The following is a 15,814-nucleotide window of genomic DNA, read 5'->3' as shown; positions in this document are numbered from 1 at the left end:
AGAAAGTTATCCACAAGACAAGCTTCTGAGATGAACTCAGATTTTTCCACACTTTCCGGAACACGATAGCATAGAAAGACGGTTCACTTGATGTTTGGATTCAGATTGAAGTTGACCCTATTAGTGATTGCCATGCTGCCAGTGCTGGTGGCTTTGGGGTTCTGGCAACTATCACGTTACGAGCAGAAGTTGATGTTGGAGCAGGCTTATGAGTCCAGGCATGCTCTTGATCCGTTTTCACTATCTCAAGTACAGCGCCACAACGATCCTTTGTACCTGCCTTTTACGGTGAGCGGTCGGTTTGATAGGGATCGATACTTTCTGCTCGATAATCAGGTTTATCAGGGTGAGGTCGGATATGAGCTGTTCATGCCGTTTCTGACTGATGGGGGAGAGTGGTTGTTGGTCAACAGGGGTTGGATTGTCGCTGGTGATCGGGAAGTTCTGCCAAAGGTGGTGACTGATCCCGGGCATCTGGTACTGATCGGTTTTGCGTATAAGCCCTTGGGTAAACCGTTTATGCTGGCAGAAGATGTCTGGGAGGAGGGCTGGCCCAAACGTATCCAGGCGTTTGACTCGCTGAAAATATCTGAAGCCATCGAGCACGAGACAGCGGATTTTTTCATGGTTCTCAGAGCAGGTCAGCCGGGAGTTGAACAGATACGCCCCATGGTGATTAATCTGAAATCAGAGAAACACCTGGGTTATGCCTTTCAATGGTTTGCCATGGCGCTAGCACTGCTTTTGCTGTACGGGTTCCAGATGATTCGTGCAGGCAGGAATAAACTATCATGAGCCGAAATCAATGTGGCTCAATCAGACAATTAAAATAGCGGCAGCCTGTGAAAGAGCAGCACTTTCATAGCAAAGAGTATTTTCACAGCAAAGCGCACATTCATAACGTGTGAGGTGATCATGACAAAGATAACGAAGAATAAAAACCGGCTTCAGCTTGCCCTTGTCATTCTGATCCCATCCATGGCCATGGGCATGGCCTGGATTATGTATTTTTCCGGGGTATGGATACCTGAAGGTCGGACCAATAAAGGCGAGCTTTTGTTACCACCAGCCCAGTTCTCTGCATTGCATCTCCGGGATGGCAAAAAAAGTGTAGATGCGACAGAGACAGAGGGGCTCTGGCGAGTTGTGGTATTTGGCAGTACCCGTTGTGAAGAGTCAGCATGCGTAGAAAGCCTCTATAAGACACGTCAGGTGCATATTGCGCTTGGGAAAGAGTCTGATCGGGTGACCCGATTTTACATTGCACCAGAAAAACCGGCGCCCTCCTCAGAACTTGAAACAGAGCATCCGGGAATTTACTGGTTGAACGCGGATAAAAGCCATGTGCAAACAGCACTTGGTCTGAAGCATTGGCCTGATAACCGTATTTTTATCATCGATCCGCTGGGTAATCTGATCATGGGGTACCGGGTTGATCAATCTGGTGGTGATTTACTGAATGATCTGAAAAAACTGCTGAAAGCGTCCAATATTGGTTAATGGGTACTAAATGATTATTGGGTAATTGTTTTTCGATTAAATTGGTATTTTTTGGTTAAAAACAGGGTTGGTAATGGGTAGTCAACTAACTGGAGCGGTTATGAAGAAAAAGGGATTTTATCTGGCTGTGATCGCTACGCTGCTGGCAAGCATCGTGGTCGGTCTGGGTGCCTACACACGGTTGGTGCATGCCGGGCTTGGGTGTCCTGACTGGCCAGGTTGTTATGGTTTTCTCACTGTGCCGGATACTCAGCAGGAGATTGCTCACGCCGAGTCGCTCTTTCCGGATGCCCCTGTTGAGGTGGATAAAGGCTGGGCAGAGATGATCCACCGTTATGTAGCCGGTACCTTGATGCTTCTGGTATTGATGATTGTCATTCAGGCATTCAAAAACCGACGTGAGCCCGATCAACCTTTCAAGTTACCCATTCTGATTCTGGTACTGATAACCCTGCAAGCCGCTTTTGGTATGTGGACTGTGACGCTTAAGCTTTGGCCTCAGGTTGTTACTGCGCATTTGCTGGGAGGTTTTGCTACCTTCAGCCTACTGTTTCTCTTAACGTTGAGGTTGTCAGGAGTGCATCGCGCAAAGGTGCCGGACAAACCATTCTTCTTTCTGAAGGGGCTGGCGGTATTGAGTCTGTTGGTGGTTATCGGCCAGATTAGTCTCGGTGGGTGGACCAGCTCTAACTATGCAGCATTGGCCTGTCCTGATTTGCCAATGTGTCAGGGGCAGTGGTTACCCCCCATGAATTTTGCCGAGGGATTCGATGTCGGACAGGATATCGGTCCGAATTATCTGGGAGGACAGCTGCACGCTGAAGCCAGGACGGCCATACATTTTGCTCATAGGATAGGAGCACTGCTGATCATTATGTTACTGGTGTTACAGATGCTTATTGCACTTAGAGTGTCGTTCAAGGTGGGCGGCTCCGTTGGGTCAATGGTTCGACAACTGATGCTGCTGATTATGATTATGTTGACGGTTCAGGTAGGACTTGGCCTGAGCAATATCATCTGGAGTTTGCCCTTGAGTATTGCCGTTGCCCATAACCTGGGTGGCGCATTGTTATTGTTATCCCTGGTGGCCTATAACTACTTCTTATTCGGCGGCAGCAGGAGGGCCGGAGCATGAGTCAAAGTAATGTATTACCGGCAGGAAGTGCTGACTGGCGGGATTATCTTGAACTGACCAAGCCAAAGGTCGTTGCGTTAATGATCTTAACGTCTGTTATTGGTATGTATCTGGCGACGCCTGGCTGGGTGCCACTGGATATTCTGTTCTTCGGTAATCTGGGGATTGCCCTTTGTGCCGGTGCAGCAGCGGTGATTAATCATGTGGTTGACCGCCAGATTGACACCGTTATGGCAAGAACCCACAAGCGGCCTGTGGCTACCGGACGGGTTGAACCACTCCAGGCAGTCATATTTGCCTTTATAATTGGTTCGCTGGGCATGGCCATGCTGTTTGTGCTGGTTAATCCCCTGACGGCCGGGTTAACGTTTGCCTCCCTGATGGGCTATGCCGTGGTTTATACGCTGATTCTTAAACGGGCAACGCCACAGAATATTGTTATCGGTGGACTGGCTGGTGCAGCCCCTCCCCTGCTTGGCTGGACTGCTGTCACCGGACAGTTCGAAGGCCATGGCCTGTTACTGGTACTCATTATTTTTGCCTGGACGCCCCCCCACTTCTGGGCACTGGCAATTCATCGTAAAGAGGAGTATGCCAAAGCAGATGTTCCCATGCTGCCAGTCACCCATGGAGAGGCTTATACCAAACTTCATATTCTGCTCTATACCCTTATTATGTTTGTGGTCACCATGTTGCCGTTCCTGACCGGCATGAGCGGGGTGATCTATCTGATCGGCGCAACCATTCTGGGAGCCCGCTTCTTGTTCTGGTCAGTTGTTTTGCTTCGTGACAGCAGGCCTCATGCCGCCATCAAAACGTTCAAGTTTTCAATTACCTATTTGATGCTGCTATTTGTAGTGTTGCTGGTGGACCACTATTCATTCTATCTCTGGGTGTAAGGAGTAACTGTGGACACACAAAGGAGGAAGGCGGTGAGGAAAACAGTCACTATTTTACTGGCAGCCGTTGCCGTAGTGCTTGGACTGACGGCAAATAAGTTTATGAACAAGCCGGCTTTGTCTAAAGAGCAGCTTCAGCAGATGGGAGCAGTGGTGTTTGAAACACCCAGGGCTTTCACCGTCGAAGGGCTGGTTGACCATAACGGCCAACCATTTGCTGCGGAAAATCTTAAAGGACGCTGGAGTCTGATCTATTTCGGTTTTACCTTCTGCCCTGATATCTGCCCGGCAACACTGAGCCAGTTAAACAAACTGGATTCACTGCTCAAGGAAAAGTCGCCTGAGTTGGCCAAGGAGATGCAGTACTTCATGGTGACGGTAGACCCTCGAAGAGACACACCTGAAAAACTGAAAGGCTATGTGCCCTACTTTAATAAGGACTTTGTTGGACTAACGGGAGATATCACCCATATTTATAATCTGGCAGTCCAAATGAATGTGCCGTTCACACCGGTGATTGATCCTGAGGATGAGTTTTATCTGGTGGATCATGGGGCAAATTTGGTATTGATCAATCCGAAAGGGGATTATCACGGTTTCATACGACCACCATTAAATCCGGCAAACTTAATGAATATAATGAATTCAGTAGGTAGTTCTCGACTTTAGAGTCTGTATAAAACGATAATTCGGTCAGCTTTTTATAGTGAAGCAAGCCGAAATCAGTGAACTGTTTTTCCAAGTTCGTTATTACTTCCGTTTTTTGCCTAAAAGCCTTTAGTTATGCTGCTTCTGAATTATCCGGTATTAACTGGTCGATCAGATCGCGAAAATTGAACTCATATTTTTGCTTATATCTGTTCCAGCCCTTGCGAATAGAGAACCTCGGAATAATTCCTGAAAGAGCAATTTTCATCATGCCTGCAGTGGTTGTATCCGGGCTTCTCCAGGGTATCCGAGAAATATTCAGACATGCCTGATTTTTACAAACGGTTAATAACTGCAATAATGCATAGCCTGCCATTTTCAAATGCATCCATCGAAGCAGTGTTCGCAATTTCTGCTGCCATAAATGGCAACAGCCAAAAGCATGTTTGAGTTGGTGAAACATTGGCTCTACCGGCCATCTCCGGGAATAGGCACGAAGCACCTCCAGTCCCTCAAGTTCCGGATTGGTCGAGATGAATATTCTGCTTTCGGTCAGACCTTTGTCATTTTCAAAGCGACTCCAGACGACGCGTACTTCACGACCTTTAAGGAATCTGGCGCGACAGATCAGGGTACGATAACGTATTTTGCGAAATTTGCCGTACATCCATACTGTTGCTTTTTCTTCCGGCAGTTTCTTAACCTGTTCTGTCGTCATCTTGATGCCGTACTTTTTTGGGCGCCCTCGCTTCTTTACGGTGGGTGCTGGCGGCAAAGCATAGAGGGCCCGATTTGAAGGTATCTGACCAACAACTTCTATGTTCATTTCCAGAGCTGGCTTTATCAGTGTCCAGTTCATATACCAGCAATCGGTTAGCAGGCGTAGCACTCGATCCTTCACTTCATTGCGTACCACCCTGAGCATGGCCACGGCAATTTTCAGTTTGCTGGTGTTACCTGAAGCTGGTGTCGGAAATGAGATCACCGGTATGGCGGTAAATACTTCATCTGCAGCCCGCTCAAATATGATGGCCAGGGAAACCCAACACTGCCCCCAGATGTACGTCGGCCGATTGCGTTTCTTGCTGTGTTGATGATGTGTACGACAAGCAGGGGCTTTGTCGGAAAACCGTTCGATTACCCAGTCATCAAGCCCCAGGACCACAGGTTGATTCTCAGGAGCTTTGGAGCAGACCAGACGGATCAAGTGGCGTGCCAAGTTCTTCCATTGCCACTTGCCCTGAGATAGCCAGTGGTGGTAGCTGCTCCACACACAATGAAAATCAATTGTTAACAACGCCTGTGTAACAAAGCCGTCGGCTGAAAGCATGCAACCGAACAGCAGTTCGCAGAACGTTGGTACTGCAGTTGATGATAGCGCTCCAGCAAGAAAGGTTGTATATGAAGCGAGCTCCCTGAGGATTACTTGATGATCTGAAGTGAGCATGGCAACCATCTCGAATTTCGTCATTGGGGATGGTTGCTTTTAGCAGATTATGCGCCGGAACTATTGTGCTCTTAAAACTCTAAAGTCGAGTAGGTAGTTGACCATTGAATAAAAGAAAGCAGACCGGTTAATCTGCTTTCTTTCAACGGTGAGCACTCAACTTTTTAGTGCATTCTGTACCTGGGTTGCCAAATTATCTTCACCTCTCTTTCTTAATATTTCAACAATCCTTTCCATAGCGGTCTCATCTTTCATTTTTTCAAGGTTTCCCTTAGTTAATGCTCCTTTCATAATGTCAAAATATTTTTGTGGATTGGATACATCGATCTGAAGACGATCTGACTCCGGTATTTCCAACTCTTCAAATGCTCTATCAATCAACAGATCATTTTTTATAATATATTCAGACGCACTCTCTTTGATACCGTAGTCATTCCTTAATTGATTACATAACATCTCTTTGGAAGGTTGTTTTTTTTCGGCAAGTTTTACCCGTACGTTCTCTACTTTCTGTGCAATAAATGCGTCAGCTACATCATCAATTTTGAAGCCTTTAACCTTTTCCTGTTTAAAGTTATTGAACGTCATCCAGCCAGGTGCTCGACCAAGATTATTTTGATATTGTTTTTTTGCAAATTCAAAAAGTTCATCCGAAATTGAGGTTTTACCAGAGAGGGCAATTGTTTTTAATTCATTTCTTAAATAGGATTCTGTACAACCCCAATAGGTTGCCGATAAAAAATCATCAACGGTCATATCGTTGATATCATTTGCTTCCATCCATTGAGTTACGGTATTCAAAGGCTTGCCTGAAGCTATATGCCCGGTTCCATCAGGCTTGCTTCCAGTCGTTTTGCTTTGTTGATTATTAGGGTTATTTTTAGTTGTTAACAAATACTCATTCCTGATAGCTTCTGCCTTTTTTCTACTTATTTCAGCTTCTATTGCCTCTGTGGTGTTTTTGCCCTTTGCTAGGCCAGTTCCACCCTTAAATCGATCCAGTAGTGCGTCGTTTAAATTGACCCCACTGGTACCAGACTTAGGTTTAGGTGGTTGAGTTCCCTGCTTGACAATTGGAGGAGGCGGCGCAGAGGGTACTGGAGGTAATTGCTTTCTTGCTCGAGTTTCACTTTCAGCCTTAACTTCACGTAATGATCCTTTTGGTGCGGTGTTTTGAGTTACCGGGTTTGGAGTCACGGGTATTTCCTTGGCTACAGAAGTACTTTCTGTATTTTTTCCATGAAATTTTGTGTCTGGTCTTTTTAGATCTCTTTTCTTTCTGGATCTTGGTTGATCTGCTGGTGTATTTACTGTTACTGCCGAAGTTGTTTGATTTGCTCCATCCATTGTGCTGCTCCCTTTTTTAAATTTGATCAATATCCCTTGATGATTAATTAGGATTAACAATCAGACTTTAGTGTTTGAAAAAATGTTATATAAACTATAGCCATGAAATCAACTTTATTATTAATATTATATATTTATAAATATCAAATGTTGTTTTTTAATGTTAAAGCCAGCTAATGCTGGCTTTTATTTTTACTGTCTTTTTATCAACCGGGTTATCAGAAAGAGTGAAAAACTGGCTACAACGACAGAAGGGCCTGCTGGCGTGTCCACATACCATGAAGCGGTTAAGCCTCCGGAAACGCCAAGGATTCCAAGCAGTGCTGAAAAAACAACCATTTGTTCCGGGGTACGTGCCAGACGCTGGGCGGTAGCGGCCGGAATAATCATCAGGGAGGTGATCAGCAGGACTCCGACAATTTTCATGGCTACGGCAATCACCAGAGCCATTAACAGCGTTAGCGTCATCCTGAGTTTCCTGACCGGTATACCCTCAACCTGGGCCAGTTCAGCATGGACAGACATGGACAGCAGTGGCTTCCAGAGCCATACCAACATAGCCAGAACCAGGGCACCACCGCCATATATCCAGTAAAGATCAGAAGTGCCGGTAGCAAGCAGATCCCCAAACAGATAAGACATCATATCTACCCGAACATTATCCGCAAAGCTGACAGCGACCAGACCAATGGACAGAGAGCTGTGGGCAAGGATTCCCAACAGAGTGTCGGAAGCCATGCGCTGTTTTTCCTGGAAACTGACCAGAATAGCAGCAACCATGAGCGAACTGATGATAACGGCCAGATTGATATTAATATCCAGCATTAGTCCCAGTGACACGCCAAGCAGAGCTGAGTGAGAGAGGGTATCGCCGAAATAGGCCATTCTTCTCCAGACCACAAAACAGCCCAGTGGTGCTGCCAGAAGAGCCACGCCATAGCCTGCCAGTAAGGCATACAAGAGAATATCTGACATCATTGTTTTCCTTCAGATACCGTGCTTTGTGGCTCAAGAACATGCCCATCGACCCCGTGATGGTGATCGTGATGGTGGGTATAGACCGCCAGTTCATCCGATTCGCCACCAAAAAGGCGGAGATAGGCCGGGTGTTGCTTAACCTGGTGCGGGTGGCCAGAACAGCAGACGTGTTGATTAATACAAATGACTTTGTCGGTTGATGCCATGACCAGGTGAAGGTCGTGGGATACCATCAGCACAGCACAGTGCTCCAGGTTTCTGGACTCATTGCGAATATCTGTGATCAGCTGATAAAGCTCCTTTTGTCCTGTAATATCAACTCCCTGCACGGGTTCATCCAGCACCAGAAGGTGTGGTTTATGCAGTAATGCCCGGGCCAACAGGACCCTTTGCAGCTCACCACCAGACAGAGATTGCAGCGGAGACTGAAGAACATGGGCTACCCCGGTTCGTCCAAGGACATTATGAACTGCTGCCAGCCGACAGCCTGTCAGGCTCAGGAACCGATTGACCGTCAGCGGCATGGAGTCGTCAATATGGACCTTTTGTGGCATGTAGCCAATGCGAAGCCCCTTTCTCATTGACCGATGGCCTGAAGAAGGCTCCTGCAGTCCAATAGCTACACGTACAAGTGTGGTTTTACCGGCACCGTTAGGACCTATCAGCGTAACGATTTCACCGGGATTAACTTGTAGATTGATCCCGGTCAGTACGTCTCTGTTCTGGAACCTCATCCGGATATTACTCAACTCAATTAATGGTTGACTCATAACTTATTGATTCTTCCATTAGTTCTGCAGTTTGTACATAAACCAGCCAACTCTATTGAGGTATCAGCAATGGTAAAGCCGTGGTCATCGGCACAGTCTTTCAGGGCATTTTCAATGGCAGGGTGTTCGATTTCAATGGTCGTCCGGCATTGAGTACAGATGAGAAAGCAGCTGTTATGTGGAGTGTTCGGATGGCTGCAGCCAATGTATGCATTGATGGAGGATAAGCGATGAACCAGCCCTTGCTCCAGGAGAAAATCCAACGCCCTGTAGACGGTGGGGGGCTGAGCCGGTTTTGATTCTCCCTGGGTCAACTCTGCCAGTATTTCATAGGCCCCGACCGGGCAGTGGCTCTGCCAGACCAGCTCTAGCACCCTTTCTCTGAGGGGCGTCAGGCGAATATTACGGCTCCGACAAAGTAAACGGGCTTTATTCAAAGCATCTTTGATACATTGCTGATGGTTATGTTCTCTGTATGGATTATGGCAAGACATGATTAGATCAAATAAACAGGCGTACGTTATAATATAACATTAAAAAAAAATTCAAAGTTACAGAAAATAAATGAATAACCAAGCAAAACTTTTTCCTATTTTTACGGTCAAAACGTTTAGGTTTGATTAGTCAGTCTGAGGGATTTTGATTTCTCAAAGTTGTTGATTTCTCAAAGTTGGCAAAAAATAACATTATTTTTAAGGAGTTTATTGGTATAAATGTTTAAAGTTTGCTGATATAAAACCTACCACATACTCTGACCAGTCCAGAGCTGAGCTTGAAAAAATAAAAGTGTGGCTGAGTGATAGCTATTTCACGTCTCTTGAAGATTGCAAGGCACAACTCAAATCAATTGTCGAAGATAATGATGGTGTTTACAGGTACAAGGAAAATCAAAGTATACTGCTTCATGCAGCAGTTTCCGGCGTTTGCTGGAACCTTTGGTGCTAGTGGCTTTCAGTGTCATTTGTTTTTTCTGCTCCGCACTGTTTTTGACTGCTTTTATAGGGATTTTCACAAGTTCAAGCAATACCTGAGTCGCACCGACGCTGTTAAAATAGGTGTCGTATAAATAACGGGAGATGTTGTTGGTTATTATAATCAAAATATTAGTCACACAGAATGTTTTTTGTGGAATGTATATGAAATGACTATTTATCAACTTAAATTCATATCCGCTATCCAGGAGATATTATGAATATTACAGGTACAAGCCAATCCAACTTGATTGATACGCAATATATATCATCAAATGGAAATCGGAAAATGCTTACATCAACTGATGATGGTTCAGTAAAAGCTATTGCTTTAAAGACGCTTTCTGATTTTGAATGTCAAATATGCTTTGATGTGCATGAAAAGCCTCTGCAAACTAGATGCTGTGAGTCGGTTATATGTGCATCGTGTTATTTGTCTCTTCCTTCACCAAAAAAATGTCCATCTGATAGGAGCGCATTTACCGGCTCTATTAAAGAGGACTTAAAAGTTGCAGGGCGTCTAATAAACAATCAAATAGAGATATTTTTACAACATTTTAATGATGTAGAATCTACCGAAACAGACGCAGAAAAAAGCCGAAAACAGAACGATGCGATAACGCAGATTAAATCTGGATCGCAACAAAATAATGACGCCCCGCAGGGAAGTAATTTTACTCAAGTTAATAGTCGTATCCCCTCTCAGTCTCATAGTCAAAACGAAATGGGTGCTGGTTTTCGAGGAACTGGTCACTTTATTCAGGGATTAGGTAATGTTTTTTCAAGCGGGAATGTAGTAACTATTGGATCTCAAAGAGAGTCAATATCTGATTCTGATTCTGGTGTTGTATACTCCAATATTTCTGGAGGTAGCCATCACATAGGATATAACGGATCTATTTCCGTGGGAAGCGGAGGTATCACTATCAATGGGAGGCGCATACAAGGCGATAATATTGTTGTTCGAAATGGGCAGGTAGTATCTGGTCGGAACGTAACTATTACAGATACCGCTCAAGCTTCTCGAAGTAACCCTGTCAGGACGCATGATTTTAGAACCGGTGATGTCCTTTTTATTGATGTCCATACCAGAATAGGGGATATTACAATTGAAGGTCAAGATTGTGGTGGGCAAGAAAAGGTATCAATCACATCATCTAAACAGCCAAGACTCAGCGGTAATCTACTTTCTCTAGATTGCGACGAAGGAGTAAGCATAAAGGTTCCAGAATCATTTAATAGAAACCTTAAGCTACATACAAATATGGGGGATATTTCTACTAGGAATAGCTATGTTGTTAAGTCTGGAGGTAGTCTTCATTCGAATATGGGAAATATTAATATAAAAATTGACAGTATGCTCGTTAAAGTAAAAGGTAAAAGCAATATGGGGAAGACAAGTGTTCGAGTTGGAAATTCCCGTGTTGACTGGGAGCGACAAGAGCTATTAGCGAAAAGCAATATGGGTAATATTAATGTGTATGATTGATGACGTGAAGCCTCCTCAATCAGGTTACTTGTAGTGGTTACGTGGAACTAAAAAAACCGGGATACAAAAAGCAGGAATTATTGAAAATAGTTGAACTTAGAAATGAGACAACTATCAGTCAAGAAGAAAGAATAGATCTTTTAATGAGAGAAAGGGAATTGGCATTGGATATTAAAGCTGCACCGTTGGGCTTAGAGGGAAATATTATTAAAGCCATCACCGATCTGATAATTTTTGAAGAATCGATTGATGAACTGGCTCTAGAAAACGTAAATAGTGATTCAGCGGATAACGGCTAATTAAAATAATTCTGCTTGGATAACTTCTGTTCGTTTTCTCAGCATATACCTGAATTCATTTGGATCAAGAAAATGACGCAGAAGGTTTTCCTTCTGCTCATTGCCTGCTCGAGTTTCCGGATATACAAAAGTAATCAGCCGGGAAACCCAGAAACGGAATGCGGCCAGTCGCAACATGATTGGCCAGGCTTTTCTTTCTTCTTCAGTAAAAGAACGAACCTGTGCATAGGCCCCCGTTAGTACTTTTACACGCTGATGGTTCAGCTCAAGATTACCCATAATACACCAGTCGTTTACAGTAACCGCCAGGTCATAGATCAACCAGTCATTGCAGGCCTGATAGAAGTCGATGACGGCTGAGATTCTGCCCTGGTCAAAAAGTACATTATTATGAAACAGGTCTCCATGGATAAGCCCTGTTGGCAGTTTATCAAACGCTTTCAGCGCATTTGACAGGCTTTGCCATTGCTCCGTCATGTAGCTGGCATTATCCTGATCGAGTAAAGTGACAAGTCTTTTTTGCTGGTCGTTTAGCCAGTTAAGTCCACGCTGATTTTCCTGATAAAGGGAAGATTTTTGCCCTGCGATGTGAATTTTTGCCAGCATCGTCCCAATCTGTTGACATTGTTCCAGAGAGAGGTTTCTGGCGTCAGGGTGCTGCCCCGCAAAGCAATGCACGATAAGGGTCGGTTTTTCTTTCACTGACTGAAGGGCAACGCCATCCTTATCTCGAATTGGGTTGGGCACAGGCAAGCCGAAAGCGTTAAGTTCATCGGTATAGTTAATGAAAAACGGCAATGTCTCGGCTGGCAGGTACTCAAAGAGCGTTAACACATAACGCTGTAGATGACCCTGATCGTCAATATCCAGGAAGTAATTAGTATTCTCAACTCCGCTTTCGATACCCTGGAACGACGTCAAGTTGCCAATATCATAACGAGTCAGAAGTTGCTCGATATCCTGTTGTGTTAAATGGGTATAAACAGACATGAAGTCCCTTTTTCAGGATGGTTGGATCTATAGTTCTTTAGTTACTCAGTGCCACTCAAAAATGGTCCATGAGGGCACTAGCAAGGTTCGTTTTGTTGGATCAATCGGGTTACCTTCATTATCTGAGGCAATCAGGTAATACGGCTTACCTATTTTAGGAATAACCTGAATGGCATAAAGCTGGCCACCAACCCGGTACTCTTTATAGGTTCTGGAATCACCGGCACGAATCACTACCGATGTGTCATCCCTGCTTTCCAGGGCTTCAGGGCGCAGGTGCTTTGGAATTTTCTTAATGGCTTCATTGGTAAATACAAGGGCTTTCTGGTTGCCGGACGAGTGGGAACTGACCGTTGACGGCTCTGAACCCTCCGGACTATGAGTCGCACAGCCAACGAGCAACAAGGGGAAGAAAGCCAGACCCAACGGCGCTCTTTTTATGGCAACTTTCATCTTCATAAAAAGCTTCATCAGGAGCCTCATGATAATTACGGTGGAAACCATTAAACTGCTGGAAAGCATTTTATACCCAGTTACCCAGAATCGTAAGTGAGTCCATAATCCATGTCAGAACAAGTCAATACGCCTCCGCTCATACTCGTTGATGGCTCATCTTACCTTTACCGCGCTTTTCATGCATCCGAGCGTGCCAATCTGCGAACGGCGGATGGTCGACCGACGGGTGCAATCCGGGTCATGACCAATATGCTGCGCAGTTTGATACGACAGTATCAGGATAGCCATGTTGCAGTTATTTTTGATGCCAAAGGGAAGAACTTCCGCCATGAGATGTACAGTGAGTACAAGGCAACCCGCAAGCCAATGCCCGATGACTTGCGCTCACAAATAGAACCCATACATCAAATTATCCGGGCTCTTGGTCTGCCGCTGTTAATGATTGAAGGCGTTGAGGCGGATGATGTCATTGGTACGCTGGCCAGACAGGCGACCGAGAAAAAAATCGATACCATCATTTCCACAGGCGATAAAGATATTGCCCAGCTGGTGACTGAGCACGTGTCTCTGATTGATACCATGAATAACCTGTTTACTGATCAAAATGGCGTTGAAAGTAAGTTTGGTATTCCTGCTCACTTGATTATTGATTATCTGGCATTGATGGGAGACAGCAGCGACAACATCCCGGGTATGCCTGGTGTTGGTCAGAAAACCGCATTGGCTTTGCTCAATGGTATCGGTGGCATTGATGAGATTGCCGGGCGATTGGACGAGGTGGCTGCGCTTGGGTTCCGGGGAAGCAAGAACTTTGCTGAGAAGTTTACCGAACATCAGGATATTGTGTTGTTATCGAGGCAGCTGGCCACCATCAAGACCGATGTTGAGCTGCCGGTTTCTATTGATAATCTGGCCATGCAGCCTCTTGATAAAGAGCAACTGTTAGCGCTGTTTAAAGAGTACGAATTCAGGACGTTGATTGCAGAGTTGGAGCAAGAGGGCCTTGCTTCAGATCGCCATGAAACTAAGGAAGCATCAATAGCCACCGGAGAGTATTCGGTGGTTACTGAGGAGACAGAGTTTCTTGACTGGATAGCGCAGCTTGAATCGGCGGACCTGTTTGCTTTTGATACAGAAACCACCAGTCTGGATTACATGGTAGCTGAACTGGTGGGCGTTTCATTTGCCGTTGAGCCCGGCAAGGCAGCTTATGTGCCCGTTGCCCATGACTATCTGGGTGCGCCAGCCCAATTGGATAGACGCTGGGTGCTGGAAAAACTTAAGCCTTTGCTGGAAGACCCGATGAAGCAGAAAGTCGGTCAGAACGTTAAGTACGACGAAAGTGTGCTGGCTCGCTATGATATTCAAATAAAGGGTGCTGCTTTTGATACCATGCTTGAGTCCTACTGTCTGAACTCAATAGCCACCCGCCATAATATGGATGCCCTTGCAGAGCATTACCTCGGTTATAAAACCATCAAATATGAAGATATTGCCGGGAAAGGTGCTAAACAACTGACGTTTAACCAGATTGAACTTGAGAAAGCTGGCCCCTATGCGGCCGAAGATGCCGATATTACTTTACGCCTTCACCACGCTATCTGGGAGCAGCTGAAGTCAGAAGCTACTTTGTCACTAGTTTTTCAAGAGATCGAAATGCCGCTGGTGGATATTCTTTCACGTATTGAGCGCCACGGAGCCCTGGTCGACGGTGTATTACTTAAACAGCAGAGTCTGGAGATTGGTCAACGTCTCAGGGAGCTGGAGAAAACGGCACATGACCAGGCAGGACAGGAATTTAACCTATCGTCACCAAAGCAGTTGCAGGAGTTGCTCTTTGAAAAACTGCAGCTTCCGGTAATCAAGAAAACGCCAAAGGGACAGCCATCAACCGCAGAAGAGGTATTACAGGAGCTTGCGCTGGACTATGAACTTCCCAGGCTAATCCTTGAACACCGGGGCTTAAGCAAGCTCAAGTCCACTTATACCGAAAAACTTCCGCTGATGATTAATGCGGTGACCGGACGTATTCATACGTCTTATCATCAGGCCGTAACAGCTACGGGGAGACTCTCTTCTTCTGATCCTAACCTTCAGAATATTCCCATTCGAACACCGGAAGGCCGTCGGGTGCGACAGGCGTTTATTGCTCCGGAGGGATACCAGTTGGTGGCTGCCGATTACTCCCAGATTGAGTTGAGAATCATGGCACATCTCTCTGGCGATAAAGGCTTGCTGGATGCTTTTGCCCATGGGCTGGATATCCATAAGGCAACGGCTGCTGAAGTGTTTGGCGTGGCGCTTGATGATGTAACTAATGATCAGCGACGAAGTGCTAAAGCCATTAACTTTGGCTTGATCTATGGCATGTCCTCGTTTGGGCTCGCGAAACAGCTGGGGGTATCCAGAAAATCTGCCCAAGAGTATATCGACCTTTACTTCGAACGTTATCCTGGCGTTTTAAAGTACATGGAAACGACCAAAAATTTTGCACGGGAAAAGGGGTATGTAGAGACAATATTTGGGCGTCGTCTATATCTGCCAGAAATCAATGCCAGAAATGGTATGCGGCGTCAGGGGGCTGAACGGACAGCGATCAATGCACCTATGCAGGGTACTGCTGCGGATATTATCAAGAAGGCGATGATCAGGGTTGATGAGTGGCTGAAAGCGTCGGGGCTTGATGCTCGTGTCATTATGCAGGTTCACGATGAACTGGTACTTGAAGTTGCCAATGGAGACGTTGAAGCCGTTGTTGAAGGTACGAAAGCACAGATGGCTAATGCAACAGAACTCAGTGTTCCATTATTGGTCGAAGCAGGAGTTGGAGATAATTGGGATGAAGCTCACTAGGAGGCTGTCCGAGAATAGCCTGATTAAGTATA

General features: G+C 45.5%; 16 protein-coding genes. 8 read left to right on the top strand and 8 right to left on the bottom strand.

Features of this window, described 5'->3' with window-relative positions:
* Positions 1-111 precede the first annotated feature (111 nt).
* From MJO57_RS32500 to MJO57_RS32480, 5 genes are all read left to right on the top strand, one after another.
* On the top strand, positions 112-795 hold the full coding sequence (locus MJO57_RS32500) for an SURF1 family protein (protein WP_252021839.1): 684 nt from the start codon (positions 112-114) through the stop codon (positions 793-795).
* 120 nt (positions 796-915) lie between these two features.
* On the top strand, positions 916-1,500 hold the full coding sequence (locus tag MJO57_RS32495; protein WP_252021838.1) for a hypothetical protein: 585 nt from the start codon (positions 916-918) through the stop codon (positions 1,498-1,500).
* 73 nt (positions 1,501-1,573) lie between these two features.
* Complete coding sequence (locus MJO57_RS32490) at positions 1,574-2,635, top strand: heme A synthase (protein ID WP_252021837.1); 1,062 nt, start codon at positions 1,574-1,576, stop codon at positions 2,633-2,635.
* The gene (gene cyoE / locus MJO57_RS32485) at positions 2,632-3,534 is read left to right on the top strand and encodes a heme o synthase (RefSeq protein ID WP_252021835.1); all 903 of its coding nucleotides are present in this window, start codon (positions 2,632-2,634) and stop codon (positions 3,532-3,534) included. Before MJO57_RS32490 ends, cyoE begins: the two co-directional genes overlap by 4 nt.
* A gap of 33 nt (positions 3,535-3,567) precedes the next feature.
* Positions 3,568-4,203 (top strand): SCO family protein, encoded by a 636-nt coding sequence (locus MJO57_RS32480; RefSeq protein WP_252021833.1) that lies wholly within the window; start codon positions 3,568-3,570, stop codon positions 4,201-4,203.
* A gap of 112 nt (positions 4,204-4,315) precedes the next feature.
* Here the strand turns inward: MJO57_RS32480 and MJO57_RS32475 are convergent, their stop codons facing one another.
* From MJO57_RS32475 to MJO57_RS32450, 6 genes are all read right to left on the bottom strand, one after another.
* Positions 4,316-5,653, bottom strand: a complete 1,338-nt coding sequence (locus MJO57_RS32475) for a transposase (RefSeq protein WP_252017304.1) — start codon at positions 5,651-5,653, stop codon at positions 4,316-4,318.
* A gap of 132 nt (positions 5,654-5,785) precedes the next feature.
* Positions 5,786-7,006 carry a hypothetical protein gene (locus MJO57_RS32470; RefSeq protein WP_252021831.1) on the bottom strand — a complete coding sequence of 407 codons (1,221 nt, stop codon included), beginning with the start codon at positions 7,004-7,006 and terminating at the stop codon, positions 5,786-5,788.
* A gap of 162 nt (positions 7,007-7,168) precedes the next feature.
* On the bottom strand, positions 7,169-7,951 hold the full coding sequence (gene znuB / locus MJO57_RS32465; protein WP_252027155.1) for a zinc ABC transporter permease subunit ZnuB: 783 nt from the start codon (positions 7,949-7,951) through the stop codon (positions 7,169-7,171).
* Positions 7,951-8,724, bottom strand: coding sequence for a zinc ABC transporter ATP-binding protein ZnuC (gene znuC, locus MJO57_RS32460; RefSeq protein ID WP_252021829.1), 774 nt, complete (start codon positions 8,722-8,724; stop codon positions 7,951-7,953). Before znuC ends, znuB begins: the two co-directional genes overlap by 1 nt.
* On the bottom strand, positions 8,721-9,218 hold the full coding sequence (locus tag MJO57_RS32455) for a Fur family transcriptional regulator (RefSeq protein ID WP_252021827.1): 498 nt from the start codon (positions 9,216-9,218) through the stop codon (positions 8,721-8,723). The genes znuC and MJO57_RS32455 overlap by 4 nt, the downstream gene beginning before the upstream one ends.
* 344 nt (positions 9,219-9,562) lie before the next feature.
* Complete coding sequence (locus MJO57_RS32450) at positions 9,563-9,748, bottom strand: hypothetical protein (protein WP_252021825.1); 186 nt, start codon at positions 9,746-9,748, stop codon at positions 9,563-9,565.
* A gap of 164 nt (positions 9,749-9,912) precedes the next feature.
* Here MJO57_RS32450 and MJO57_RS32445 point away from each other — a divergent pair, with 164 nt between their 5' ends.
* Together MJO57_RS32445 and MJO57_RS32440 are read left to right on the top strand one after the other, a co-directional pair.
* The gene (locus MJO57_RS32445) at positions 9,913-11,184 is read left to right on the top strand and encodes a hypothetical protein (protein ID WP_252021823.1); all 1,272 of its coding nucleotides are present in this window, start codon (positions 9,913-9,915) and stop codon (positions 11,182-11,184) included.
* A 41-nt stretch (positions 11,185-11,225) separates the two neighbouring features.
* Positions 11,226-11,483, top strand: coding sequence for a hypothetical protein (locus MJO57_RS32440; protein ID WP_252021821.1), 258 nt, complete (start codon positions 11,226-11,228; stop codon positions 11,481-11,483).
* Here MJO57_RS32440 and MJO57_RS32435 read toward each other — a convergent pair whose 3' ends face one another.
* Complete coding sequence (locus MJO57_RS32435) at positions 11,484-12,473, bottom strand: homoserine kinase (RefSeq protein ID WP_252021820.1); 990 nt, start codon at positions 12,471-12,473, stop codon at positions 11,484-11,486.
* A gap of 45 nt (positions 12,474-12,518) precedes the next feature.
* Positions 12,519-12,944: a DUF2782 domain-containing protein gene (locus MJO57_RS32430; protein WP_252021818.1), complete on the bottom strand. Its 426-nt coding sequence runs from the start codon at positions 12,942-12,944 to the stop codon at positions 12,519-12,521.
* A 93-nt stretch (positions 12,945-13,037) separates the two neighbouring features.
* Between MJO57_RS32430 and polA the strand changes: the two genes are divergently transcribed.
* A complete protein-coding gene (polA, locus tag MJO57_RS32425) occupies positions 13,038-15,782 on the top strand; it encodes a DNA polymerase I (RefSeq protein WP_252021816.1) in 2,745 nt (914 codons plus the stop codon).
* The last annotated feature ends 32 nt before the right edge of the window (positions 15,783-15,814 follow it).

The sequence above is a fragment of the Endozoicomonas sp. SCSIO W0465 genome, assembly GCF_023716865.1.
GTDB lineage: Bacteria > Pseudomonadota > Gammaproteobacteria > Pseudomonadales > Endozoicomonadaceae > Endozoicomonas.
The sequence above is the reverse complement of the archived record's forward strand: the minus strand, read 5'-3'. Positions and strand labels throughout refer to the sequence as shown.